Annotated in this window: 22 protein-coding genes; 9 read left to right on the top strand and 13 right to left on the bottom strand. The window is 40.6% G+C overall.

The genetic code is table 11. The annotated features are described in order from the left end of the window. Positions 1-6 precede the first annotated feature (6 nt). Complete coding sequence (locus tag ACM0OY_RS03710) at positions 7-1,044, bottom strand: Gfo/Idh/MocA family protein (protein ID WP_414567535.1); 1,038 nt, start codon at positions 1,042-1,044, stop codon at positions 7-9. A gap of 285 nt (positions 1,045-1,329) precedes the next feature. On the opposite strand from ACM0OY_RS03710, the gene ACM0OY_RS03705 reads away from it, so the two are divergent. Further along, positions 1,330-1,629 (top strand): ferredoxin, encoded by a 300-nt coding sequence (locus ACM0OY_RS03705; protein WP_392535201.1) that lies wholly within the window; start codon positions 1,330-1,332, stop codon positions 1,627-1,629. Between the two features lie 343 nt (positions 1,630-1,972). On the opposite strand, the gene ACM0OY_RS03700 is transcribed toward ACM0OY_RS03705, so the two are convergent. Beyond that, on the bottom strand, positions 1,973-3,640 hold the full coding sequence (locus ACM0OY_RS03700; protein WP_414567534.1) for a SpoIID/LytB domain-containing protein: 1,668 nt from the start codon (positions 3,638-3,640) through the stop codon (positions 1,973-1,975). Between the two features lie 122 nt (positions 3,641-3,762). On the opposite strand from ACM0OY_RS03700, the gene ACM0OY_RS03695 reads away from it, so the two are divergent. From ACM0OY_RS03695 to ACM0OY_RS03675, 5 genes are all read left to right on the top strand, one after another. Continuing rightward, positions 3,763-4,026, top strand: a complete 264-nt coding sequence (locus ACM0OY_RS03695) for a ParB N-terminal domain-containing protein (protein WP_012410090.1) — start codon at positions 3,763-3,765, stop codon at positions 4,024-4,026. 123 nt (positions 4,027-4,149) lie between these two features. Then, the gene (locus ACM0OY_RS03690; protein ID WP_414567533.1) at positions 4,150-4,641 is read left to right on the top strand and encodes a Dps family protein; all 492 of its coding nucleotides are present in this window, start codon (positions 4,150-4,152) and stop codon (positions 4,639-4,641) included. 126 nt (positions 4,642-4,767) lie between these two features. Next, positions 4,768-5,421, top strand: a complete 654-nt coding sequence (gene grpE / locus ACM0OY_RS03685) for a nucleotide exchange factor GrpE (protein ID WP_414567580.1) — start codon at positions 4,768-4,770, stop codon at positions 5,419-5,421. Between the two features lie 357 nt (positions 5,422-5,778). Next, entirely contained in the window at positions 5,779-7,770 is a 1,992-nt protein-coding gene (locus ACM0OY_RS03680) for a PAS domain S-box protein (RefSeq protein WP_414567532.1), read from the top strand. A 538-nt stretch (positions 7,771-8,308) separates the two neighbouring features. After that, complete coding sequence (locus ACM0OY_RS03675; RefSeq protein WP_414567531.1) at positions 8,309-8,635, top strand: STAS domain-containing protein; 327 nt, start codon at positions 8,309-8,311, stop codon at positions 8,633-8,635. Here the strand turns inward: ACM0OY_RS03675 and ACM0OY_RS03670 are convergent, their stop codons facing one another. From ACM0OY_RS03670 to ACM0OY_RS03630, 9 genes are all read right to left on the bottom strand, one after another. Next, positions 8,636-9,772 (bottom strand): PP2C family protein-serine/threonine phosphatase, encoded by a 1,137-nt coding sequence (locus tag ACM0OY_RS03670; protein WP_414567530.1) that lies wholly within the window; start codon positions 9,770-9,772, stop codon positions 8,636-8,638. Positions 9,773-10,071: 299 nt separating this feature from the next. After that, complete coding sequence (locus ACM0OY_RS03665; RefSeq protein ID WP_414567579.1) at positions 10,072-10,839, bottom strand: DUF1350 family protein; 768 nt, start codon at positions 10,837-10,839, stop codon at positions 10,072-10,074. Positions 10,840-11,373: 534 nt separating this feature from the next. Beyond that, positions 11,374-12,093 carry a hypothetical protein gene (locus tag ACM0OY_RS03660; RefSeq protein WP_414567529.1) on the bottom strand — a complete coding sequence of 240 codons (720 nt, stop codon included), beginning with the start codon at positions 12,091-12,093 and terminating at the stop codon, positions 11,374-11,376. A gap of 261 nt (positions 12,094-12,354) precedes the next feature. Then, on the bottom strand, positions 12,355-14,253 hold the full coding sequence (locus ACM0OY_RS03655) for a M48 family metallopeptidase (RefSeq protein ID WP_414567528.1): 1,899 nt from the start codon (positions 14,251-14,253) through the stop codon (positions 12,355-12,357). A gap of 6 nt (positions 14,254-14,259) precedes the next feature. Then, positions 14,260-14,853 (bottom strand): LemA family protein, encoded by a 594-nt coding sequence (locus ACM0OY_RS03650; RefSeq protein ID WP_414567527.1) that lies wholly within the window; start codon positions 14,851-14,853, stop codon positions 14,260-14,262. A 216-nt stretch (positions 14,854-15,069) separates the two neighbouring features. After that, on the bottom strand, positions 15,070-15,321 hold the full coding sequence (locus ACM0OY_RS03645; protein WP_414567526.1) for a hypothetical protein: 252 nt from the start codon (positions 15,319-15,321) through the stop codon (positions 15,070-15,072). A gap of 263 nt (positions 15,322-15,584) precedes the next feature. Continuing rightward, positions 15,585-16,178, bottom strand: a complete 594-nt coding sequence (locus ACM0OY_RS03640) for a Uma2 family endonuclease (protein ID WP_414567525.1) — start codon at positions 16,176-16,178, stop codon at positions 15,585-15,587. Between the two features lie 369 nt (positions 16,179-16,547). Beyond that, the gene (locus ACM0OY_RS03635) at positions 16,548-18,035 is read right to left on the bottom strand and encodes a glycosyl hydrolase family 57 (RefSeq protein WP_414567524.1); all 1,488 of its coding nucleotides are present in this window, start codon (positions 18,033-18,035) and stop codon (positions 16,548-16,550) included. 332 nt (positions 18,036-18,367) lie between these two features. After that, positions 18,368-18,616, bottom strand: coding sequence for a DUF4278 domain-containing protein (locus ACM0OY_RS03630; protein ID WP_414567523.1), 249 nt, complete (start codon positions 18,614-18,616; stop codon positions 18,368-18,370). Positions 18,617-18,901: 285 nt separating this feature from the next. On the opposite strand from ACM0OY_RS03630, the gene ACM0OY_RS03625 reads away from it, so the two are divergent. Both ACM0OY_RS03625 and ACM0OY_RS03620 read left to right on the top strand, forming a co-directional pair. Continuing rightward, the gene (locus ACM0OY_RS03625) at positions 18,902-19,156 is read left to right on the top strand and encodes a hypothetical protein (protein WP_096538960.1); all 255 of its coding nucleotides are present in this window, start codon (positions 18,902-18,904) and stop codon (positions 19,154-19,156) included. Positions 19,157-19,159: 3 nt separating this feature from the next. After that, the gene (locus tag ACM0OY_RS03620; RefSeq protein ID WP_414567578.1) at positions 19,160-20,410 is read left to right on the top strand and encodes a murein transglycosylase A; all 1,251 of its coding nucleotides are present in this window, start codon (positions 19,160-19,162) and stop codon (positions 20,408-20,410) included. Between the two features lie 50 nt (positions 20,411-20,460). On the opposite strand, the gene ACM0OY_RS03615 is transcribed toward ACM0OY_RS03620, so the two are convergent. Beyond that, the gene (locus ACM0OY_RS03615) at positions 20,461-21,330 is read right to left on the bottom strand and encodes a DUF5895 domain-containing protein (protein WP_414567522.1); all 870 of its coding nucleotides are present in this window, start codon (positions 21,328-21,330) and stop codon (positions 20,461-20,463) included. A gap of 325 nt (positions 21,331-21,655) precedes the next feature. Beyond that, positions 21,656-22,366 (bottom strand): haloacid dehalogenase type II, encoded by a 711-nt coding sequence (locus ACM0OY_RS03610; protein ID WP_414567521.1) that lies wholly within the window; start codon positions 22,364-22,366, stop codon positions 21,656-21,658. Positions 22,367-22,707: 341 nt separating this feature from the next. On the opposite strand from ACM0OY_RS03610, the gene ACM0OY_RS03605 reads away from it, so the two are divergent. Further along, the gene (locus ACM0OY_RS03605; protein WP_414567520.1) at positions 22,708-24,465 is read left to right on the top strand and encodes a ScyA-related TPP-binding enzyme; all 1,758 of its coding nucleotides are present in this window, start codon (positions 22,708-22,710) and stop codon (positions 24,463-24,465) included. Positions 24,466-24,471: the final 6 nt, after the last annotated feature.

Raw genomic sequence — 24,471 nt, 5'->3', positions numbered from 1 at the left:
TTCTATCTAAATATCTTTCATAAATATAGTTAACCCTGTCAGTGCAGCTCTTTGGGCAGCCTCAGCAACCTTTAGGGTGTACAAACTCTCCTCTGGGGTCACGTACAAAGGAGTGCCATGAAAAAGGTGGTCTAACACCATAATTGTGTCTTTGGCGAACAAACCCCGGCGAGGACCAACCTCTATAGGTGTTGTTTCCCCTGGCTGGATAAAAAATCCTGTGTCGCCATCAAAAATTAAAGCACCATTTTCTCCATGAACTTCAAACTTGCGTTCTGACTGCCAAACAGTTTCGCCTTTGCCATAGATTACTTGGGCTAAAAGTCCACTGTCAAAGCAGAGTTGACTAGTGCATAAACAGCTTTGATAGTATTCTGATTCGGTTTCCCAATATCTTTGGTGACAGTTAACAGTAAATACTTTACCAAACAAATCGGTGAGACGATGTAGGCGCGACAGGGCACCAATTAACGGAAAACCGAAAAGCTCATGATTATAAGTCCATTTGCGGGGTGCAGGATTTTGGGGATTGATGGTGCTGTAGCGGACATAAAAAACTTCACCAATTTTGGCTAAGTTTTGCTTCAAAGCTTGATGCATCCCACCCAAAAGTTCTAGGTGTTCAACGTGCAGGAGTTTTTGTTGTGCTTTAGCTAAGGCGATGAGTTCTTCAGCTTCTGCCACATCCAAAGAAAGTGGATATTCGACAATCACATGTTTGCCGTTGGTAAGTGCTGCACGAGCGATCGCACCATGATCTCGATTCACAGTGGAAATGATCACCAAATCTATATCTCGGCGTTCTACTAGCTGTTTCCAAGAACTCAAAGCTTCAATTTCGTACTCTCTGGCAAAGGTTTGGGTTTTTTCAGTTGTATGACCAACAACTGCAACTAAGTGCGATCGCGCAGCTTTCCCTTCCTCCATTCGCCCATCATTCAGCAACGCCTCAGCCCGAAACTTTGCTGCATATCCAGTACCTACCAAACCTACACGCACTTTTGCTTTTCCCAAAGTTGCTTCTGAATTATACACGATCCTCATTAGTTCTGTTTTTGATCCTCCCACACTCCCCAGTCACCAATCCCGGGAAGATAATTTTTCTTGATCGCAGCCTGACTACACCGAACAATACATAAAGAAAACTTATTCGTATGAAGTAACTAAATTTCATTACTAATCGCGGTCAAATTAGAGTTACATAGTTTAATTTTTCTCGTAGTATCAGAATTGAAGCAAATATAAAAGGGCGGCTAATCGTATAAGAACAGCCGGTAAATTTGCTTTAGCATAACTTATACTGCCGTTTCAAAAAGAGAGGATTATCCAATGGCAACTTTTAAAGTCACACTCATCAATGAGGCTGAAGGGCTGAACAAAACGATTGAAGTTCCTGATGATGAATATATTTTAGACGCTGCTGAAGAAGCTGGTCTTGACTTACCCTACTCTTGCCGCGCTGGTGCTTGCTCTACCTGTGCAGGTAAACTCGTATCAGGTACTGTCGATCAAGGCGATCAGTCATTTTTAGATGACGATCAAATAGAAGCTGGATATGTACTAACCTGTGTTGCTTACCCGACGTCTGATGTAACAATCGAAACTCACAAAGAAGAAGAACTCTACTAAGAATTAGGCGTCTCAACAATAAACCTCTTGCAAGAGTTACTGACGTTCAAATAATACAAGCAACGAATTTAGGAGAAATATTCTCCTGATAGTATGTGTCCTTTCTCATGATAGTTTGACAAAAAGCCTAATTTTATAACAAAGCAGGAACATGAAATACTGTGTTCCTGCTTTATTAACATATTGATTGAGTTAGAGTATAAAAAAGTTTAATTCCCTAACTTTAGTTATTGGCTGAAACTGTCCTTGCAACAAGTTTCGTCAGTGTTTTTATGGCTATAAATTAGCGAAATCACAACTCGATTGTTTGTGTTCATGACTAAAATTGCCATGCTAATTAGCTTTACAGCTTAATCTCTTGACTGAGAATTTTAATCTCAGTACCAGGATAGTAGAATTGCAGAATTTTCTGATTCGACCAACCAAGTTTAGCTAAATTTTGAGCGCCAGTTTGACTCAAGCCGACTCCATGTCCCAATCCACCACCAATAAAGGCGTATCCCCATAGTTCTGGTTTGCCTTTGTTTAAAGGTTCTATATAAAAAAGTGTACTTGTGGGAGCAGCAAAAGCACTGCGAACCTCGTCTTTATGAAGAATAAAGGTGCTGTTATCAGTTTTGACTGCGAGTTGGAGGATGCGTCCACTCTCGCTTCGCTTCACCACAGCCATAGCTTGAATTGTCTTAAATTTGGCATGAGGACTATTTGTTACCCGCAAAAATTTTTGTAAATCCTTGATAATATCCTCTAAACGGGTTTCCCTGCGCCAACGAAACATATTCCACTTGGTTTCATTAAAACCCTGTTTCAGATTAATAAACTTTTGGAAGTTCTTTTCATCGGCTAAATTTTGCTTTGATAAGTTCCAAAGATTAGTCGCAGCATCGACTACAGGGCGCAGATAAGGACGATCCTCACCATTCCAGACATCGCTGAAGGAGGCGGTGACACCGCCAGTGGTGGAAGAATACAAGGCATCTACTAGTTCGTTTTTATAAGTTAGTACCTTACCCCTAGTTGCAGCGATCGCTTGGTCTGTTTTGGCAGCTGCTCCATTCAGTCCATAATAAACTTGGCAGTGTGTATCAGCACATAACTGGTAGTTATCTGCGGCAAACCTACGTAAATTTCTTAAAGCATAAGTACGAGCAAGAATTGTTTGGGCTTCTAGCGCTGCTGTTGGTGCATCAGTGCCTATTTCATAGGGCACAACCCCACGCAAATAAGTTTCTAAGGGTACTTGGTTAACTAAAGTGTATGTACCGTAAGCATTTGGTTGTAAATTTAGCCGCCCCGCATATAGACGAGCATTCCCTGGTTTATCGCTTTTATTCACCCGAATCAAGTTTTTCTCAGTGCTAATTTCTAAATCATTCGGGCTGTAGCGCTTACCATCCACTACCCAACTAACTCGCGGCACTTGTTTCAAAACTTTAGTATCAAGATATGCTTTTTGTTGATTAGCAGCTTGGATGTTCTGCAACAACAAGCGTCGCAATAAAGGAGTGCTGTAAACATCGCGTTTCGCCCACACTTGCCAGCGTTCTGGCTGGGCTATTTCTACTTCCATTCCCTGAGAACGCCATTTTTTTGCACTGTCTTCGGCAGTTTCAAAGGTGCGGTATGTACCCAAGACTACTACTTCTTCAACTGCTGGCTGGGCTAAAGCTTGCATAACTGTTTCCAGCTTGACAGGCTTATTGGTAACCACAACTTGCTGCTTGTTACCCGTTTGAAATTTTAGCTTTAAGCGATCGCCCTTTGTCGGTTCTAGTTGCAGCTTAGCTGTGGCTTCGTCGCCAAATCGTTGCACAATCCCAATTTTCAGTTCTACATCCTGGATATTGCTCTGAGGTCCCGATGCCGCAGTCAGTCCCGATAGGCTAAATGTCGCCACCAGTGTATAGGAAAAACGCCAAAAGGAAAATTTCATAGCTACCTGATTCTGCCCCGGAAAGCGGCGTTGGAGCTGATTTTCCAATTGCTTTGTAACGCGGTCTTTTTGTCGCATGAGTGCTCCAATGATACCATTACCAGTTTTGCCCCAAATAAATATTACCTACTTGCAAAACAAAGTCATAACGATTATGATTTATTTAAAGGTACAAAACAAAACTAGTTGATAAACTCCTTATGGTTAGAGTCCAAGAAATTCCATTAAATCAGATTAAACGCCCGTTGCCCCGTGCAAACGATCCAAATAAAGTACAAGCCTTAATGGAATCGATTGCCGAGATTGGGCAGCAAGAACCGATAGATGTTCTAGAAGTAGATGGACAATATTATGGCTTTTCTGGTTGCCATCGGTATGAAGCTTGCCAGCGTTTAGGCAAAGAAACCGTTTTAGCCAGAGTCCGTAAAGCACCCCGTAGCGTTTTGAAGATGCACTTGGCATAGAGAATGGCGAGTGGGGATGGGAAGATGGGGAGTGGAGGGGCGGATGGCCAGAGGAGAAGTTGCAGAAAGTCTTTCCCCAACTCCTCAGTCCCCAATTACATATAACCTAATTAGGAGAAAATTATGTCATCACAAGTAACAGTCAAAAATGTGAATATCGGCATTGACGAGGCGAGTAGGGCTAAAATTGCCGAGGGATTATCTCGCCTTTTGGCTGACACCTACACACTGTATCTGAAAACTCATAATTTCCATTGGAATGTGACTGGGCCCATGTTCCAAACATTGCACCTGATGTTTGAGACCCAGTATACAGAATTAGCGCTAGCAGTTGATTTAATTGCTGAAAGAATAAGAGCGCTTGGCTATCCCGCACCAGGAACTTACAGCGAATATGCCAAATTAAGTTCGATTCCAGAAACTCCTGGAGTTCCTAAAGCTGTGGAAATGATCAACTTACTAGTAGAGGGACAAGAAGCCGTAGTCCGAACTGCACGGTCTATTTTCCCCGTAGTGGATGAAGTTAACGACGAACCTACTGCCGATTTATTAACTCAGCGGATGCAAGTACACGAAAAAACAGCTTGGATGTTGAGAAGCTTGCTGGAAGAATAGGAATAGGGCATGGGGCATAGGGAATAGGGCATGGGGGATGAGGGAGATGGAGAGATGAGAAAAATAACCAATGCCCAATGCCCAATGCCCAACGCCCAATGTCCAATGCCCAATGTCCTATTCCCTATGCCCAATATTGATTTCACCCAAAAGTTACAAAATTTAATGCAACGAGTGGGTATTTCTAGTTTTAAAGCGCTCAGTCGTGCTGCTGGTGTCTCAGAGCGTCAAATTTTGCGGTTACGGCAAGGAAAACTAGAGCAGATGCGAGTAGATGTGTTGCTGAAGCTGTCGCCAGTCCTAGAGATGCCGTTGAGTGAATTAGTCACAACTTTTTCAAGTGTAGAATTATTACAAAATCCAGCAGCAGCTAATCAAGAATTATTACAAGAAATTGCAAATTTAAAAACAGAGTACGATCGCTTGCAACTTCAATTGGAACAGCAGCGAGAAATATTACTACAAGAACTCCAGCAGTCAACTATACAGCTGCTGGAGTCTTTGTTGTTGCAATGGCCAACAGCAGCACAAAAAGCCCAAGAAAATCCACAGCTAGCAGCAGTCAAAATAGTGCCGTTGGTGCAGAAACCCCTAGAAAAACTTTTACACGGATGGGGAGTGGAAGCGATCGCATCTGTAGGAAGAGAGGTAGCCTACGATCCCCAACTACATCAATTGATGGAGGGGACAGCACAACCTGGAGAAATAGTCAAGGTGCGCTACACTGGTTACCTTCAAGGTGACAAACTGCTTTATAGAGCCAAAGTAAGTCCTGTGTAACAGGGGTTGGGAATTGGGTATAGGGTAAACAGGGAGTGTGGGAGGTGAGGGAGGTGTGGGAGGATGGAAAGAAATCTTTCCCCCTTTTCTTCCCACACTCCCCCATCTCCCCATCTCCCCATCTCCCCACACTCCCCACACTCCCCATTCCCCAGTCCCTTACGTCACGAAGTATTGAGAAAGTCAGGAATTACAAGTTAACACTGGGGAGTTATAAATCATAAATTCTCAGTTTTAGTATTGTCTGTTGAGAAATAACAGACGCAGGGAATACTAAAGCAGCAGAAGCGATGCCTCAGATAACTTTTTTGAGAGGGAAGGTGCATCTAAACTCCAGTTACAAACAGGACTTAGGGTATGCAAAAGGACAACAAAACAAATGAGTTCCCCAATCAATTATGGGAACTCGTCAGCACTTGTCCAGTTAAAAACCAACAGCAAAATGTCTCTATTGCCTTTCTATTGCAGATTGTTAACGATATCAAGAAACTTCAACTAACCCACGAGGCACTCCAGCAAGCTTATGCAGAACTGGAAAGACAAGTAGAAGAACGGACTCAAGAATTAATCAAAACTAACGAGGCACTACAAACTGAGATTTCTCAACGGCAACAGGCACAAGCAGAATTAATGCTTTACAAGCAAGCGGTAGAAAGCTCCAGCGATGCTATTGGCATAGCGGATGCTGCGGGTAATCACATTTACCAAAATTCGGCATTTTCCAAATTGTATGAATGTGAAACTGTGCAGGATTTCATGAAATTTGGGAGCTTTTCTGCTGTCTTTACTAACTCGGCAGTTGCCAAGGAGATATGGCAAGTTACTATTTCGGGTCAGTCCTGGATAGGAGAGGTTGAGCAACAGTCAGCTAGTGGTCGGATTATGCAGACTTTCCTCAGGTCTTATTCTCTGAAAGATTCTACAGGGCAGAATCTTGGTTTGGTTGGTGCAATTACTGATATCACCGAGCGTAAACTCGCAGAAGTGCAACTTCAACAGAAAGAGCAATTCCTCCGCACCGTCTACGAGGGATCTGAACATTTGATATTTGTAGTGGATGTTCTAGAAGATAGTGACTTTCGCTTTACGGGTTGGAATCCAGCTACAGAACGTGCCACTGGTATCAGTAGCATAGAAGTAATTGGTAAAACGCCAGAAGATGTGGCTGGTGTTGTAGAAGGTGCGGCAGTTCGTCAGAGATATATAAACTGCTTAGAAGCAGGCGTGCCAATGACTTATGAAGAATGCTTGACCTTCCAAGGTGAGGAAAGTTGGTCGCTAACTACAATTAATCCCCTCAAAGACACTGAAGGTAGAGTCTACCGATTGGTAGGAACAACATTTCAAATTACTGAGCGTGTACGGGCAGAAACTCAGTTAAAGCAGCAGACAAAAGATTTAGAACAAGCCCTTGAAGAACTCCAGCAAACTCAAATGCAGCTTGTCCAAAGTGAGAAGATGTCAGGTTTGGGACAATTGGTGGCGGGTGTTGCTCACGAAATCAATAACCCTGTGAATTTCATTTACGGCAATCTCACCCACGCCAATGACTACATCAAAGATCTTGTAAGATTTGTAGAACTTTATCAACAACTGTATCCCCATCCCATAGCTCAACTTGAAGAATTAGCACAAGAGATTGACTTAGAGTTTTTGATAGACGACTTGCCCAAACTCCTTAACTCAATGAAGGTCGGGGCCGAACGAATTCGAGAGATCGTTTTATCATTACGCAATTTCTCTCGCATGGATGAAGCTGATATGAAAGAGGTAAATATCCATGAGGGAATCGATAGTACTCTGATGATTCTGGAACATCGGATCAAGGCTACACCTAACCACTCTGCCATTCAAGTTATCAAAGAATACAGTAATTTGCCTTTGGTGGAATGTTATGCTGGGCAACTCAATCAGGTGTTTATGAATATTTTGGCTAATGCGATTGATGCTTTAGAGGAGGCAATGGGGAATGATGAGTGGGGAGTAGAGAGTGGGGAGATGGAGAGATGGGAAAGTGTGGAGGGAAAGGTTATAAAAGATTGCTCTCAAATCTCCCAGACTCCCAATGCCACATATCTAATTCCCACGATTACCATTCATACTGAACTCACTAGCGAAAAACAAGTTGTTATTCGCATTGCTGACAATGGATTGGGAATACCTAAGGAAGTGAAACAGCGACTTTTTGACCCATTCTTTAGTACTAAGCCCATTGGTAAAGGTACTGGCATGGGTTTGTCTATTAGCTACCAAATTATTTCACAAAAGCATGGTGGCAGCTTGGAATGTATTTCGCAGCCAGGAAGTGGGGCTGAATTTGTGATTACTATTCCTCTTAGTCCAAAATAAGCTACTACCTTCATGCCGAAAAATCATCTAATACCAATTCAAAATTTAAAATTAAGAAAGCCAGACAGAACAAGGGTTTGGGAGTATGTATCGATCGCATTTTTTTTTAAAATTGGTATAATTTGTATGTTTGAACTTGGCGGAAACCAAATCAAAGTTATTAGTTTTACGTTCTCAAATCCAAACCTGAATTCGTTCAATTCTGTAACCTATGAAACATAAAAAATTAGATGTTAATTAGAAAAAATTATCAATATTTTAAATGATTAAATATATTTTACACAACTATATATAAGCTAATTTACTCAAGGGCTTATGTAATATTTTTGCCAGTAAATTTTAGGAGCGATCGCTACTTTTAATTAAATGAATAATCAATAGTGAATATTTCTCAAAGTTTTATTTAGTAATTTCAAATAATTAAGAATTTATCAATATTGAATTTGATTTTTTATTTTTCGATAGTTAAAAAAATCCTACTATAGGTATATAATAGCAAAATCCAAACAACATTTACACAAATCGCGGTGAAATAATTATGAGAGAAGAAGTCAAAGTTATTAAACTAAGTGGGAATCTGAACTCCACAACTTCACAAGAATTTCGACAAAATATTACTAAAATTATTGAAGTTGGTGTGAAAATTGTCTTACTTGATTTTCAAGATGTAACTTTTATGGATAGTTCTGGTTTAGGAGCTTTAGTCTTAGCTTTTAAAACCTTGAGAGCAGCGGATATTCAGCTTGTTATCTGTTCAATTAATGAGCAAGTCAGGATATTATTTGAACTGACTAATATGGATAAGATATTTGAAATCTTTCCCACTCAAGAAGCATTTAATCAAGTTTTAGTGTCGAAAAATTAATTAATCAAATTGAATTTGCAAGATAGATAAATCATCATCGAAACCATCTTTGGAGTTGAGAGCGATTAAATAACTCAGTACCTGTTCGAGTTGGCTATCAACAGAATTTTGTAAGCTAACTAGTAGCTGAATAAAAGCATCTAAACTCCAAAGTGTGCCATCTGATTTCGTGATTTCATAAGCACCATCACTAAAAATATAAAGAGTACTGAATTTTTCAATATTACAAAAGGCATCAATATATTTTGCCTCTGGAAACATCCCAACTGGCATACCTGTAGTTTTCAGGAGTTTAATTTCGGATTTCCTGGGAGATGTGCCAGTAATTAAAATTGCTGGTGGATGACCTGCACTAGCATAAATTAACTGGCGATTGATTCGGTTGTAAACTCCATACCAGATTGTAAAGTACTTGTCATTTTGATAATTCATTTGGAAGGTATCATTCAAAGCCTTTAAGACTTCACTAGGTTGATAGTAATTGAGACCTTTAAGGGCACGAGAACGAAGCAAATTCATCACTGAAACGGAGGGAAGAGTGGCTTTGAGTCCGTGTCCAGCAGTATCCAACAAATAAATTGCCAAATAATCAGCATCAAGCCAGTAATAATCGAAACAGTCACCGCCGAGTTGCCGTGAGGGAATGAATCGAAAATTGATGTTGAAGGGTTCAGTCATAGGAAAAGGCAGGAGCGAGCGCACATATTCTGCGGCTTCTGACATTTCTGATTCTAAAAGCAACTTTTGAGTCTGCAAATCTCTACTCAATTGATGCAGGCGTAATCCTGCTCTTACCCGTGCTTGTAATTCATTATGTTCAATGGGTTTGGAGATAAAATCATCAGCACCAGCATCTAGCCCTTTAACACAATCGGCAACGGAATCTAAGGATGTTAATAAAATAAAAAATGTCGTGGAAAATTTCGGGTCTGTTTTAATGCGGTGGCAGACCTCCAGACCATTCAACCCCGGCATGATCCAATCACAAATAATTAGTGCTGGACGGCAAGCCAGCGCCTTTTCTATTCCCTCCTCGCCGCTACTGGCAGCAATTACTTCATATCCCTGTTTTTCCAACATCCTTTTCAGGAGTATTTTTATTGAATGATCGTCATCAATTATTAGTATTTGATACATAGAACGTTGCAGGAACAACTAATTAACAACTTGCTGTAAATATAGAAAAATAAAATAGGATCTAGACTATTCGCTGACCGATTGAAAAATACCTAATTTGTTTACTAATCACAAAAAACAGCAAGGACGGTCTTTTTGGTCTCTAAAATGAATGACTGCCGTTGCGAAAAAGGCAAAGAAATAGATAGGTAATATGCTAATCAGAATTTAGTAATATATTAGTAATATTGCTGTATTAATACTACTAACATATTTTGATTTTTCCGTCGAATTTATGGCTTTTTTAAAGTCATAAAAGATTATGGAGGTGCAAGCGGATTCAGCCACAAGAGAATGCTGGTTTTTAGCTGATTCAAGTCGCGGTATGCTTCTTGTTTGAACCATTGCCCTAAGGCATCAAAGGGAGTGAAAGATGTTCCAGTTTGCCATTTGATATCTTGACCTAGAGGTGTTGTGTGATTTCCTGGTAACGTTTGCGCTGTCACCATTTCACCAAAGCGTTGTTGCAAGATTTTGGTTAAAGCTGCTGATTGGTCAATGGTATCGTTGCTAAATTTTATTAATAAATTACGCCGGATATTATATCGCTCTAGGACAAGTCTGTTAGTTTCCAATGGTGAGGGAGTAAATTCGATTTTCAAAGTAGAATTGAATTGTTCTACTAGGGGAATGGCTTCTTTAGCGGCGTAGTTGTTGAAGGATATTAAAATATTGCCTGCGCGTTCAACTTCAAAGAGGCTACCTATTAATAAGTGAAGTTTACAGCCCATACTGTGTCCAACGCCGTAAATGGGGAAGTAAAGCTTACGTAATGCCCCAGAGTCATGTAAGCGTTCGAGGGTGCGGTCAAAGTTGAGCAGCACAGATTTGGCGATCGCAGTATGATCCAAGGTATTGACGAAAGGTGTAGCAATGACAACGTAACCTTTACTTGCCAGTTGTTCCAGTAGCCAGCGATAAGTTAGGTGCGGTGCAGTGGCGACGAAAGCACCTCCTAAAAAATGGATGATACCTATAGGATTTCGGGGAATGACTACCCAGTTACCTCTAACTTCTTTCCAGTCCATGCCGATAAGCGATCGCTTCATGAATAATATTTATGTTAGACCGGGGATTGCAACCGTGGGAAGGATTACCAAAAAAGCCATTAGGGCTTTAACGTGCAACAGCGTCTATAAATTTCCAAATAAAAAAGCTCTAACCATATTTTGTAGGATGCCCTGATTAATGGCGGGCTTTTCGGCCCACCCACAATTAGTGATAATTGGTTGGAAGTTTGTTATGGACTGATGGAGAGTATTGACCAATGATTCCTTGATGGTATGGAGCAAGCGGATTTATCCGTGAAGTCAATCTAAAATCTAAAATCGTTCGACTGAGCGAGTTACCTTGAGCAAAGCCGAAGTCCGAAATCCAAAATTGTCTGATCCTTTCCAATACTTGTCGGTTAAGGGGAAAAGGGGAAGGGGAAAGGGGGAAAGAAAAAACCTTTAACCTTTTCCCCAAATCCAATGCCGAGTTAAAAATGCACAAAGCGAGCAGTATTGTGATCCTTTCTCCAATTGATTTCCTGAGCGCAGCTATTAGCCGGAGTACTGTTTTTAACGCTGGCTCTGTAATTTTTTCATTTCATGTTGTACATCTAATGCAATTTGTAATGCTTCGTTGAGTAATCTTCCATGCTCGGTAGCCTGTTCATGTACTTGCATGGCTGTTAAAGTTGCTAAATTATTGACAAATAATTCCGTATTACTAAGAATAAAGTTTTTATTTTCCCTCAATATCCTTTCTGTTTTTAAAGCGCGAACTAAGTCAGATTTTGTGAGTTTAAGCGCTTCTATCACACTATCTCTTTGCTTTATAACCACTTCTGGGTTACCAGCTTCTTCTATTTGGTCATTAATATCTATTGCTTTAATAATAGTATTATATTTATTCACATCATGTAAAAGTATTCCTAGAGAATTATTCATATTTTTTTTAACTAATTTAGTTCTGCTTTTCCAAATTATATATAAAATACTTTGGGTTAATCCACCAACCCAAAGACCTAAAACAATTAAGAAGATCCAGGACGGAATTGTTATCCATGAAACAAATATTTTCAGAACTAAATCAAATAAAATATAGGTAAAAACAAATGTGGAAAATCCAATAAATATTACAGTCGCTCCTTCGGAACCTTTAATTTTATCTATGTATGTTTTTCCAAATTTTAGCAAGATATTTGTAATAATTAACAGTTCCTCATTGACAGGTAAATTAGTCAGATTTTGCAGTTCATTCTGACTAATTTCCAAGCCCTGTAAATCATCCCGCACAGCTTTCAAATCCTTGCAAGAATAGTTATTTACAGCAGTTTTCAGGTATTTGACCACAATTCAGGGAGGTAATGGGGAGTGGTGTAGTTCAATGACTTGAAAAGCGCTGTAATCTACTATAGCAACCAAATTTATAAAATGCGAAACAAGTGGGTATTTTGTCCAAACTTTTTAAGTAAATTAATACTTATATACAAGTCAGGATTTTTTTGTACAATATGATACTCTTTTACTGCGATCGCTAAATAAATTAATTGTGCTTTAACTGACCTTTGGAGAAGATTGTTTTTGTTTTGAAACCCCACGTTGAGAATTTAAAAATGGCGGTATAGGACAGTCTAACGTCATAGCGATCGCTCTTAATAAATCTGCTTCTTTTGGAGTAACTTTATTATCTAAGAGTACTGTGTGGGCACAGGCATCAATAATAGCTTGCTTGAGTTTAGGACTAGCAAGCTGAAGGCGTTCAATGCTTTTCTTCAGATCGGAAAAATTATAAGGAACTGGTGTGTCTGGTTTTTCTTGTTCTCCGGCTTTGGGAAGTCGAAAAACTCCAGAACGAAAAGCATAAGCTATGGCATCGGGTTCGGAATGTCCGACACGTGCGAGTGTCGATAGTATTAATATGCTATCTAGCCAAATTTGTTCGATGGTGGTGAATTCTACTGTTATCACTGCCGTAGGATTGATACAAGGTTGGAGGCGATGCCATAGTATTAACTGCAACACAAAATCCCACAATGATAAATCGCCCTTGGTTTTCACTAAACCGTAGACGCATTTGCACAGCCTTTGGCATTCTTTGGCGGAATTTTGGCGCAATGCGGGTACTATCAAATCTACAAGTGGTAAGCGAATACTGGGATCTAACTGGCTAATTTCGCTACTCAGTTCCAGAGTTTTTTCTACCAAATCTCCGGGCTGCACTTCCCGTAACCAAGCAATTTGACGTTTTTGGATTTCGATATTTTCCGTATCTAAGGCTAGCGCAAAAGCGATCGCCATTGCACTTTCCTGCTGCCGCACACCCAAGCGCAAAGATTCTGGCAACTGTGACAACAGCCCTTGAGCGTGGGCAAAATGCTCTGGTGCAACGGTTCCCACCTGATTGACTAGCTCTTGTGGCGTGGCATTGGCACCACCCACAAAGCCCATTGCTAGAGATTCCTGGGAACGCGTATGATTGCGGATAGGAGGTAAATTGCTGACGTTGACACCCCCAACACGGCGGATACGTTCTGCTAAAGGTGGGTGGGTAGAAAACATGCTGTCCCAAAAAGAAGGGTTGAGCGCATTACCGAAGAACATGTGACTAGCGGCTTCTGCTCCGGGCGAAATCAAACGTGAATCCATTTGTTGGAGTTTTTGGAAGACTTCGGTAAGTCCCTTGGGATTGCGAGTGAACTGTACAGCGGAAGCATCGGCGAGAAATTCCCGCTGGCGAGAAACTGCGGCTTTAATCAAGCGTCCGCAAAGTAAGCCGATACCGCCAATTGCCATTAGTGCTAAACCAAACGCCCACAAAGGCAAACCTTTGTCTTCCCGGGAGCCAGCACGAAGCCGCCACAGCAATTCCCCAGTTAAATAAATGAATAAAATTCCGTGTAGTAGTCCCACCAAACGCAAATTCAGGCGCATATCTCCATTGAGAATGTGACTGAATTCATGGCCGATAATTCCTTGAAGTTCATCTCGGTTGAGATTTTGCAAACTCCCACGGGTAACTCCAATCACGGCATCATTGGGCGTAAATCCCGCAGCAAAAGCATTAATGCTGGTTTCTCTATCGAGGAGATAAACTTCTGGCACAGGAATACCAGAAGCGATCGCCATTTCCTCGACAATATTTAATAGTTGTCGTCCTTGTTCATCGGCGGTTTCTGGTAGTAAAAGTCTGCCTCCTAACTCCTCGGCAATTACGCTTCCTCCCTCACGGAGATAGGCAATTTTATAGAGACTTCCTAAAGCGATCGCAATTATTGTAATTCCAGCAACATAGAGAAATAAACCTGAATGCCACCAAATACGAGGAGCCATGCGAAACAGAAATAAAGTGGCAATATAAATCGCCAAAATCATGGCTGCGATGGATAGAGAAAACAACCCGATTAATTGTTGCGTATTTTGGCGTGCCCGATCCTGATGTTCAAAGAAATTCATAGACACCTAAAAAGACACGCGAGGAGCATTTCTCACTTCTGAATTTGCTTCGGGAAGCAATTCTGCAACAGTAAAATTAAAAGTATTTGCTACAAGGTTGCTGGGGAAAGATTCACTTTTGGTGTTGTAAAGTGTCACAGCATCATTAAAAGCTTGGCGGGCAAAAGCAATGCGGTTTTCAGTAGAAGATAGTTCTTCCATCACTTGACTGATAGTGCGATCGGCTTTCAATTCCGGATAAGATTCTGAAAGTACCATGAAGCGACTTAACGCGCCTGCGAGTGCTGCTTCAGCATTACCCAACTGCTGCATAGCTTGGGGATCGCCAGGATTTTGTACAGCGCGACTGTTAGCATTCATCGCAGAATTTCGAGCTGCAATCACAGCTTCTAAAGTTTCCCGTTCATGTTTCATATATCCTTTGGCAGTTTCCACCAAATTAGGAATTAAATCATAGCGACGCTGTAATTGAACATCGATTTGAGAATAAGCATTTTTGTAGCGGTTGCGATACTTTACTAAATCGTTGTAACCATTAATTAGAATCAGAGCAACGATGGCAACTAAAGCTACAGCAAAGATGAAAACTCCGATAGTCATAAATTTGAATCCATAAAACTTGCAGAAGAGAATTTCAACTATTTTGATGGAATAATCTAAATAGCTGGATATGACAATGAGTTTACTTGTAGCAAGTTGGCTTCGTCGTCTGTAAAATTAATTACGCAACTTTACTGAGGAAGATGAGTTGTCAAATTTTTTAATAAGCACACAGGCACAGCGAAAAGTTTAGTATTTACAACTTAAATAGATAAATTATCTATAAATTTGCATAAATAGGGAATAACCGCTGACAGCAAAAATAAAAAGAATAGCAGCAGAAAAAAATACTACATCCCTAACAATAAATATAATCCAATCTTTCCTAAGCTCTTGTTTAAATTTGAGTTCTCGCAGTTTGCGCTCAAGTTCTGCATCTTCTGGTGACTGTAAGTTTTCCATTGATAGAAACAACGGGTTGTTATCTGTGGCGGCAATAATTTTTGATAAATATTTTATATATGTCATGCTGTTTAGATACCAATAATTTCAGTTTCCAAGTTTTAGTTTTTATCTGCAATCCAGATTATGTTTACCTTTTTGCTTGGCTTATACTGTAAGTTATAGAAGTGCGTAGGCATCACTTTTAACAGCACCTCAGCATTATCTCTATTAATCTGTTGCGCCAGATTGCTTATTGTCTCATAAAGTTATGGTGATAAATCTAAATTTATTTGAATACGTTTATTTTTTCCTTGTATAATCTTTTTTAAAGTATTTTAATTAAAATATTACTGCCGAATTCCTTTGATAAATTCTTTCCTAGCTTCAATTATTGAAGGCATTACAACACAACGTAATAACAAATTTATATCTAACTCTGGTAATAATTTACTTTGAGTAACTTGTTCATAGTTATCATTAATAAGGTGATATAAAGATAACTGATTATTTTCCCAAAACCAAACTTCAGTAATTTTAAAACGCTTGTACTTCTCTAATTTATCGATGCTACCACTAGTAATATTTATTTCAATTGCTAAATCAGGATTTTCTTTTTTTTCCCCTATATAATAAGATTCATCAGGCTCAAAAGAAGTACCTTTTTCTTTTCCTCGACGGGTAGCGCTACCTACAGGAAAAAAGTTGATATCTTTTTCAAATAAGTAAAGCGCTAGTAATATTGCAATCACGCTTTTAATAGCTTCGTGTTGTTCGCCAAGAGTCATAAATTCTACAGACCCATCAAGATAAGTTATCCGCAAACCTGGCGCATCTGCTGTTAAAGCCTCAAGTTTCTCAAATTCTTCCCAAGTGTAATGGCCAGGTAAGAGAAACCGCTGTTCTTCGAGGGTGGTGAATTTATCTAAAATTTGTGAAGTCATATAAATACAAACATGATTATTGAGTAAATAGTTTACAAGCTATAATTGCGTAGACGCAACGCAAAGCGGCTTGTCGTCAGACATCGCTTACACTAGGAATTGAATATATTTCGTCAATAACTTCTTCTAGGATGCGTGTATTTTCTCAGATGTAATATCTTAAGTATATTATATTTGCCTGAGGCTGTAAGATTGATCGCAATTATTCAAGAATCTCTCTCCTTTTAGGAGAGAGGTAAAATTCAAATTATCGATCTCACGTTATTTACAGCACATTTAAAGGAACGTGAAGTACACAAATATTCGTATCAAAACTAGGTAAGAACCCTGTTTAGCTTCTGGAATCTGAATTCTGATATCAAATGTCTTTTACAACAAGCTTTTACCTTGTTGATAAATTTCCCCTGCATAATCAGTCCAAGCACCTTGTCCCCAATAACGAAAACAACTAGTTTGCAGCAAAAGGTTATGTAGAAGAATGTTACGGTATTCAGATTGTCTAGTAACAGTTTCTAATGAATCAATTTGCTGTAATGGATCAAATTTTTGATGAAACAAACTGCTTAATTGATACATAGGAGATAAGACATTTTCATACCCTTTTACCCAGCTAATATGATTTGTCCACGAGGCTCCATCTATGTGAAAATTAGAGTTATTTTCTTTTAATTCTTGAATTGCATTCTCTACAGCCCCAGGTTGGCAATTTTCTGGTGAAACTCGCTGCCAAATCTGATGTTGCCCAACTGGTTGGCAAGTTGGATAGTCTTCAGGTTTGCATCCAGCAGCTTCTATTAATTCTAAATATTCTGTGCCACACATCCCAACAACACCCGATTTTCCCCCACCATGATTTACCATATCCCACCAAGCTTGTTTGAAAGCACTAGGAAATTCATTCATCATAACGCCGCCATTTTCACCATCTCCAATTTGACTAACTATTGGTGGTACAAATACACTTCCTAGGTGTTGTTTAGATAAGGTTTTTGCTTCATAATAAGGCTGCATTTGAGCAACTAATTTAGTATCCGAACCTTGGGTTTTAATTAAAGCTGTAATACTAATTGTTTCGCCTTGAGAATTACGCGCAATCAGACGATGTGGTAAATGTTTGTAGCTCAGAGATTCACCGTTAATTGTTTCTACAGAATGTTCTTGAACAAGTAGCCAACGATATCCACATTCTTTGAGAGCTTTGACAAATTCAAAGAGAACATCAGGGTGATTTGGAAGATGCATTTCTGGAGGGGAAAATCCTTTGACTCGTGCTAATGCTTCCCAACCAAAAATTGCCGCAAAATTATGTTGCCATGCAATTATATGTAATTTAATGTCTGCTATGGGAGTGGAAGGAATAACAGCATGGCTCCACATTGTACCCAGCCATTCTACATAAGGTTGATAGGTAGAATCGCAAGTAATACGTTTCAAGTTATCAAGAATATCACTGCGTCCCATTTGTCTGAGTCCCCACAAAAGATTACCTGAGTAATCCAACATCACACGGGGATTACAACCTTGATTTACAAGTTCGGGAATGAAATCTCCCATGCGGCTGTAACAATAAGCAAAAGGCGCTGCATTATGATTATCTCCTTCGTTGGAATGTTCAAACATGTATTGCAGATGGCTAATGAGTGTACCACCGTATCCAGCAGGGATCGTGGGCTGGTGCATGTGTAAGGCGATCGCAAATACAGCATTTACATCTTCTAACTTAATATTCGTTGTTGGTAAAAATACAGGCGCATTATGGTTAACTACAGAGAGAACTTCTGTTTCCCAACCAGAAATATTCGGCAAGTTATCAATGATTTCGGGTAAATTACTCAGATTAGTAGGAAAGGAAAGCATTTCTGGTTGCTCCAATATGAGTTATATCTGGAAAGATTGCGTTTGTATTTAATAGCACTCCAATCACCGTATATACAATCAATACCCTAAGTCACACAATTCTTAACTTGCTGATTTTTAATCAACAACTGCGAACTTAGGCAAATCCGGCAATTGTCATTGGCGCAGTCTCACCAGATTTTCCCATCTTTTTGTTCTACTTTTTAATGAAGTTTGTTTACCATCTGCTTGCAACTGTTGGGTAGGGATCTCTTGCCAAATATTTCAGGATTTGTAGTTCTATATCTATTGCCCTACTTACCTTGTAGAGTTTTATTTTTTGATTCTTTTATTCAAAATACTCGGAAAGTTACAGAAGAGGGATATGCAGTTTTATTTATAACGTAACTGATTCCCCTAAAGCTTAATTTATAAGCTAGTGGCACTTGGGTAACTTCGTCCAATTTGGAATTTGGATCGAGATGATAGCTAACGCCACGGTATGTCAAATTATGATCTGACGTAAACGCCCGTTGTGTTTTTTTGTTGCTAACTTGGCTTGGGTCATATTCATAACTTAGACCACGGTAGTAAAGTTTCATAGTTTTTGCCTCCTGAATAACTGTTGTTCAATAATGTTGATGAGTTATCAGAGGTTAATTGGAGACTTATGCAAACTTTTTCAGGAACTGGTTAAAGCATTAGTCGTCTAGGTTGAAGAGTCATTGGGCGTTGGGGTGCTGTTAGCGGTAGCAGGGCGTTTAGCCCGTTAGGAGTTAGGAGTTATTATTTTCCCCTTTGCCCCCCATCTCCCGTATGCTTACCCTTTTCATTCTGGGGTAACGTGGTTAACAATGGGTTGAATGTTTTTTAAATGATTCAACTTTATGCCTAGAACTCCAAATGAATACGCCGTATACCTCCTACTGGAAACCGGCCACCGGGAAGAAGTACGTTTTCCTACTATTCAAGAGTTTCAAAAGTGGTATAGTGGCGAACTTGTGCCAAAATCTGCTTCAAGTGACTTTATTAGCGTCCCGATCAAGAATATTCAGGGAGAGTATATGGTGGTACGCCCTTCTCGGATCGTGGCAATCCGGGTAGAACCCGTTTTTAGTTCCAGCGTTGAAAGATTCAACTAAATGATGAGAAAAACCCTTGCTTTGCTTTCCTTAAGTCTGGGAATTGCCTTTGTAAATCCTCTCTTGTCGGTTGTTGCTCAGGTTCCTAATTTACCGCCCTTGCCAATACCGACTACTCCCGATCTCGCGCCTCTAACCACCCCTGAGGTAACCCCGCCGCTAAAACCAGTCGCGATTGGAACCGATTGTACGCTTCGGCAGAGTTGCTTGGGCTGGGATGACCAACTTTGGGGCCAAATAGGTAAAACAGGCGATCGCCAAGCGCTATTGGCTTCTATTGACAACAGTTTGCGTTACTTAGCAAAGGGTGAGGCGATCGCAGCATATCAAAATTATCCCATCAAGGAAATTACGCTGGATCGCGTCCGCCGGAGTTTATTACGTTTTCGTCAACTGGTTGTCAGTTCTAAGTCACCAGCGCAATTACAAGCTGCTGTCAGGCGGGAATTTGTTTTTTACCAGTCTGTGGGCAACGATGGCAAGGGTACTGTTAAATTCACAGCTTACTATGAACCTGTTTACACTGCTAGCCGTGTCAGGACTGCAACATATAAGTATCCCCTTTACAGGCTACCAACTGATTTCAGCCAATGGGCGAAACCCCACCCAAAACGAATTGATTTGGAAGGAAAGGATGGCTTACTAGGAAATAAAAGCCAACTAAGCGGTTTAGAAATACTTTGGTTTCGCGATCGCCTAGATGCATATATGATACATATCCAAGGTTCTGCCCAAATTAAATTAACTAATGGTAAAACAACGTCTGTTGGTTATGCAGGTGGAACCGATTACCCTTGGACTAGTATCGGCAAAGAACTAGCCAAAGATGGCAAACTACCTCTGGAAGGTTTGACAATGCCACGTTTGATTAGTTACTTCCGGCAAAAACCCCAGGAGTTAAATAATTATCTGCCACGCTGGGAAAGATTTATTTTCTTCCAAGAAACAGGTGGTAGACCAGCTACCGGCAGTATTCATGTGCCAGTAACAGCAGAACGTTCCATTGCCACAGATAAGTCTCTCATGCCTCCGGGAGCGCTAGCCCTAATTTACAACTCATTTCCCTATCCCACCACTGGTGGCAAACTCGAAAGACGTGCTGTCAGCCGCTTTGTCCTTGACCAGGATACAGGAAGCGCCATCAAAGGCCCTGGACGAGTAGATTATTTTATGGGATCTGGGAAATTAGCAGGCGATCGTGCTGGCATCACAGGCGGTAATGGTTCACTATATTATTTATTGCTCAAAGAATAAATATGGGGACTAGGGACTGGGGAAGAGTTTTCCCAATCCCCAATCCCCACTTAATATGGCGGATAAGCAAAATCATCTTCATCAGCATACACATAAGAACTAGAAACCCCTGCCATTGCCATTTTCGGTGTTTCTGATTTTATAGGTTCCTTGCCAAATTCTTTGTATTCTTCAAAAGTCTTGCAGATAATTGTAGACTCCAGAGAGTCCGAAGCAATTAAAAATTGTGTTAAAGTTCCGACTGTCGGATGTTTGTAATCCACAGTTGAAGCTACTAGAACTGTATTTGGTTCAATGCCTCTTTCTTCACACTCAATTATCGGGCAAAAAATCCCGTGAGCGTGGAACAAAGGGCCTTTTGGTGTCAATGGTTGCTTGCGATAGACAGCATAAGCTTTTTCTAGTTCAGCAACGAACCCACTAACTACTTTCCCTTGTTGGAATTCGCAGTAAGTTTTGCTGAAACTCGCTCCGGCTGCACCATTAAGTGTTAGTTGTAGTGGTAATTGATGTAAAAACTTTTTATTCTCTCCCACTATAAAAATTAAATAACGAGTGAAGGTTTTAAATTTAAGTTTGTCTGCGAGAAAAGCATCATAGTTATCTTTGAGCGTACCCAGTTTTAGACCCGTTTCTCGGTCTTTGACAGACAATGGCCCCCGCCGCACTATAACTAAGCGTGGGGTCGTACTCATAAAGACAGTTTCTACTCCAGAGCTAAATTCATGCTCTACCTGCTGCCAATTCTCATCTGGTACAAAGCCGACAGCATTGGCATTGTCAAGCTTCAGCGCCAAACCGTAAGATTGCATACCATTTGCGCCATACCGAGGATTAATCATCTGACACCAGGGGATGACTTGAGAAGGCGGTGCATTGAATTTCTCGTCTTCAAAGTCGAAATTAGCAGATGCTTTCATCGTTTTAGGCTATCAAAGTGTTTTCTTGAACAAGTTTATCGGCAGGAAGCTGATTTTGGTGAGACAGTTATCTGCTGTCCTCAAGTTTAAAAACAACTACGTTACGGTTAGTCCAACACTATGGTATAATTTGTCGCCGCAAAGGGCTGCCGAACGTCAGGCCAAACTGCCATAGTAGTTTTTCCAGAGTAAGGCAGAATCAATCTATGTTGCAATCCCTGTTTCGTTTTTTAACAACAGTCATTAGTCATTAATTATTCTCCTTTGCCCCCACCTCCCCACTCCCTACTGGCGCGAAGTAAAATTATATGCTCACATGCAAAGATTAAGATCGCGACTCTTTTGCTGAACTCAAAGCAGCGAGGGTCTTCAAATCAGGAACTTCTAAATCAGCTTGACTGACTGCTGATACAGTAGCGCCAGTTCCTTGTTGACCAGATCGACGGTTCACCCAGACTGTCGATAGTCCTAAAGATTTAGCTGGAACGATATCGTGATAAACACTAGCAGCAATGTGTAATATCTCTTCCAAGGGTAGATTAATTCTCTTAATAGCAACTTTGAAGTTATTTAACGAAGGTTTGTAACTTTTTGCCTGTTCTGCTGTGATTATTTCATCGAATTCCACCTCCAAATGCTTTGCCGAGAAAGCAAACAAATCGTCATCTATATTTGATATAATTACTAGCTTAAACTTTTGCTTGAGGGTTTTAAGTGCCTCAACTGTATCCGGGAAAGGTCGCCAATACTGAATTGAATCAGGAAGTGAATTTATCTGGTCATTAGTTGGCTTAAATCCAATTTTTTCACTAAATTTATCGACTATTCTCTTTAAAACTTCTCGATACTTGATGTATTCTCCTTGTTGTAGTTCTGCTTCCAATTGAGCAAAAAGTTCCAGAATTTGATTGTCATCCAAACTTTGGTTGTGTGCCAGTAGAACTGGCTTGAGCGCCCCTAATATGCCGCTCTCCCAATCGATTAAGGTTCCATAACAATCAAAGGTTAAAGCTTTGTACTCATTGAAGTTAATCACGTTTTTATACTCTAGAGTTTGCTTGATTGTGTTGAGTTTTAACAAGCTAAAAAGCAGGTAAAACGATCTACTTTTCGCCAGATGTGGCGCTCTTAAAGTCTTTGAGCATTTCTTTATATATCAAAGCAGGGTTTAAGTAGATATACAATAAAATACCAAACTGGATGAAAACAAGTAAGTAGTTCGTTACAATAAAACTAAACTATGTAAACAAAAATGAACTAGACTAAAAGCCATCTCCCTAAAGTCTTTTGTCCGATTATGGCAATAAATATTTAGTTAAGTCTACGTGTGTGAGATAATGTTACAAGGCACAGGAAAATATTCCTAAGATAGTTTGTATGGATGCGAAATCTGAGGATATAAAAGCAGATACCAGTAAAGAATTAAACTCAACTGAACAGCAATCTTATAGCAAGCCATCGAGACCTTTTTTGGTAGCAGAGGCAGTGGTTAAAATCCTAGAAAATCTGGGAGTTGAGTATGCTTTTGGGGTTTCGGGAGGTGCGATCGCCCCACTGTGGGCTGCACTACACCAAAGTTCCATTCAGATGTTGCACTTTCGCCACGAAGCCGGAGCCGCTTTTGCGGCCACTGAGGCGTACTTTGCTAGCGATCGCCCAGTTGTAGTGTTCGCTACTACAGGACCAGGAATTACTAATGCTTTGACAGGGTTGCTAGCTGCTCGGTGGGAAGGCGCTAAAGTGATTCTTGTGTCAGCTTCAACTTCCGCACCACAGCGAGGACGTTGGGCTATCCAGGAAACCAGCAGATACACTATGCCTAGCGCAGGTATTTTTACTTCCGGTTCAGTATTCCATTACGCAACTACTCTGGAATCTAGCAATGAACTTCCAGAGATTTCTCGAAGGCTTGCCCTTGGACTAACACAACCGGGAGGATTTGTAGCTCATTTGAGTATTCCTACAAACATCCAGACAAGTTCACTAAACATATCTTTGCCACAAGTAAATCTGTCTCGCGGTGTGGCAACAGTAACCCAGGAGACAATCGCAGAATGCGCCCAGTTGCTATCTGAAGGTTCTTTTGCGATATGGTTGGGCTTCGGGGCACGAGGGGCGGCACAAGAAATTCGCCAGCTTGCTGAGAGGACAGGTGCTGCTGTCATGTGTTCGCCACGAGGTAAGGGTATCTTTCCTGAAGACCATCCTCAGTTCGTAGGTGTCACCGGATTTGGTGGGCATGAGTCAGTTTTGAGATATATGCACGAGCAACGTCCAAGGCGCGTGCTAGTGCTGGGAACACGTCTTGGTGAATTCACCTCCTTTTGGAACCCTTTGATGGTTCCTTGTCAGGGGTTCCTCCATGTTGATATCGATCCGCAGATACCAGGAACAGCATATCCATCTGCCAAGACTTTTGCCATCCAGTCCGATGTGGGAGTGTTTGTCAAGGCATTACTGAAGTATTTTCCTCATGCCTCTGGGATACCAAAAATTCTGCCTGTGCCAATATTTAACCGCCATGCTATGAAGCCACGTGCGGGCAGTCCAGTACGACCAGAATTGCTAATGAATGTAATTCAACAAGTAATTGTTGATGGGAGTAATGCATTAGTGATGGCAGAGTCAGGGAACTCCTTTGCTTGGGTAATTCATCTGCTGCAATTTACTACACCAAATCGTTACCGCATCAGTAATGGATTTGGGTCTATGGGGCATTTTGTTACAGGTGTAGTGGGTGCTGCTTTGGCCCGAAATAGCAAGGCTGTTGCCATTGTGGGAGATGGTGCAATGTTGATGAACAGTGAGGTAAACACGGCTGTGAAATATCAAGTTCCTGCCGTGTGGATTGTACTTAATGATGGGCGCTACAATATATGCCAACAAGGAATGGCATATCTAGGGTTCAATGACGCGGATGCAACCATTCCTCAGGCAGATTTCGTCAAGATTGCTCAGGGAATGGGAGCAGAAGGTATTCGGGTAGAAAGCGAGTCCGATGTTCAGGCAGCCCTAGAAAAAGCGATCGCAGCAAAAGGCCCATTTGTAGTTGACGTAATCATCGACCCCACTCAAATACCACCATCTGAGAGTCGCAATCAAAGTTTGATTGTACAAGGCGCTACAAATTATTAACAGTAG

It is taken from the genome of Nostoc sp. CCY 9925, assembly GCF_963920935.1.
Classification (GTDB): domain Bacteria; phylum Cyanobacteriota; class Cyanobacteriia; order Cyanobacteriales; family Nostocaceae; genus Nostoc.
The sequence above is the reverse complement of the archived record's forward strand: the minus strand, read 5'-3'. Positions and strand labels throughout refer to the sequence as shown.

What these genes read in the sequence shown, in the direction of transcription:
- ACM0OY_RS03710 (WP_414567535.1), bottom strand. Translation starts at nt 1,044, where the DNA reads ATGAGGATCGTGTATAATTCAGAAGCAACTTTGGGAAAAGCAAAAGTG.
- ACM0OY_RS03705 (WP_392535201.1), top strand. Translation starts at nt 1,330, where the DNA reads ATGGCAACTTTTAAAGTCACACTCATCAATGAGGCTGAAGGGCTGAAC.
- ACM0OY_RS03700 (WP_414567534.1), bottom strand. Translation starts at nt 3,640, where the DNA reads ATGCGACAAAAAGACCGCGTTACAAAGCAATTGGAAAATCAGCTCCAA.
- ACM0OY_RS03695 (WP_012410090.1), top strand. Translation starts at nt 3,763, where the DNA reads ATGGTTAGAGTCCAAGAAATTCCATTAAATCAGATTAAACGCCCGTTG.
- ACM0OY_RS03690 (WP_414567533.1), top strand. Translation starts at nt 4,150, where the DNA reads ATGTCATCACAAGTAACAGTCAAAAATGTGAATATCGGCATTGACGAG.
- grpE (WP_414567580.1), top strand. Translation starts at nt 4,768, where the DNA reads ATGCCCAATATTGATTTCACCCAAAAGTTACAAAATTTAATGCAACGA.
- ACM0OY_RS03680 (WP_414567532.1), top strand. Translation starts at nt 5,779, where the DNA reads ATGCAAAAGGACAACAAAACAAATGAGTTCCCCAATCAATTATGGGAA.
- ACM0OY_RS03675 (WP_414567531.1), top strand. Translation starts at nt 8,309, where the DNA reads ATGAGAGAAGAAGTCAAAGTTATTAAACTAAGTGGGAATCTGAACTCC.
- ACM0OY_RS03670 (WP_414567530.1), bottom strand. Translation starts at nt 9,772, where the DNA reads ATGTATCAAATACTAATAATTGATGACGATCATTCAATAAAAATACTC.
- ACM0OY_RS03665 (WP_414567579.1), bottom strand. Translation starts at nt 10,839, where the DNA reads ATGGACTGGAAAGAAGTTAGAGGTAACTGGGTAGTCATTCCCCGAAAT.
- ACM0OY_RS03655 (WP_414567528.1), bottom strand. Translation starts at nt 14,253, where the DNA reads ATGAATTTCTTTGAACATCAGGATCGGGCACGCCAAAATACGCAACAA.
- ACM0OY_RS03650 (WP_414567527.1), bottom strand. Translation starts at nt 14,853, where the DNA reads ATGACTATCGGAGTTTTCATCTTTGCTGTAGCTTTAGTTGCCATCGTT.
- ACM0OY_RS03645 (WP_414567526.1), bottom strand. Translation starts at nt 15,321, where the DNA reads ATGACATATATAAAATATTTATCAAAAATTATTGCCGCCACAGATAAC.
- ACM0OY_RS03640 (WP_414567525.1), bottom strand. Translation starts at nt 16,178, where the DNA reads ATGACTTCACAAATTTTAGATAAATTCACCACCCTCGAAGAACAGCGG.
- ACM0OY_RS03635 (WP_414567524.1), bottom strand. Translation starts at nt 18,035, where the DNA reads ATGCTTTCCTTTCCTACTAATCTGAGTAATTTACCCGAAATCATTGAT.
- ACM0OY_RS03630 (WP_414567523.1), bottom strand. Translation starts at nt 18,616, where the DNA reads ATGAAACTTTACTACCGTGGTCTAAGTTATGAATATGACCCAAGCCAA.
- ACM0OY_RS03625 (WP_096538960.1), top strand. Translation starts at nt 18,902, where the DNA reads ATGCCTAGAACTCCAAATGAATACGCCGTATACCTCCTACTGGAAACC.
- ACM0OY_RS03620 (WP_414567578.1), top strand. Translation starts at nt 19,160, where the DNA reads ATGAGAAAAACCCTTGCTTTGCTTTCCTTAAGTCTGGGAATTGCCTTT.
- ACM0OY_RS03615 (WP_414567522.1), bottom strand. Translation starts at nt 21,330, where the DNA reads ATGAAAGCATCTGCTAATTTCGACTTTGAAGACGAGAAATTCAATGCA.
- ACM0OY_RS03605 (WP_414567520.1), top strand. Translation starts at nt 22,708, where the DNA reads ATGGATGCGAAATCTGAGGATATAAAAGCAGATACCAGTAAAGAATTA.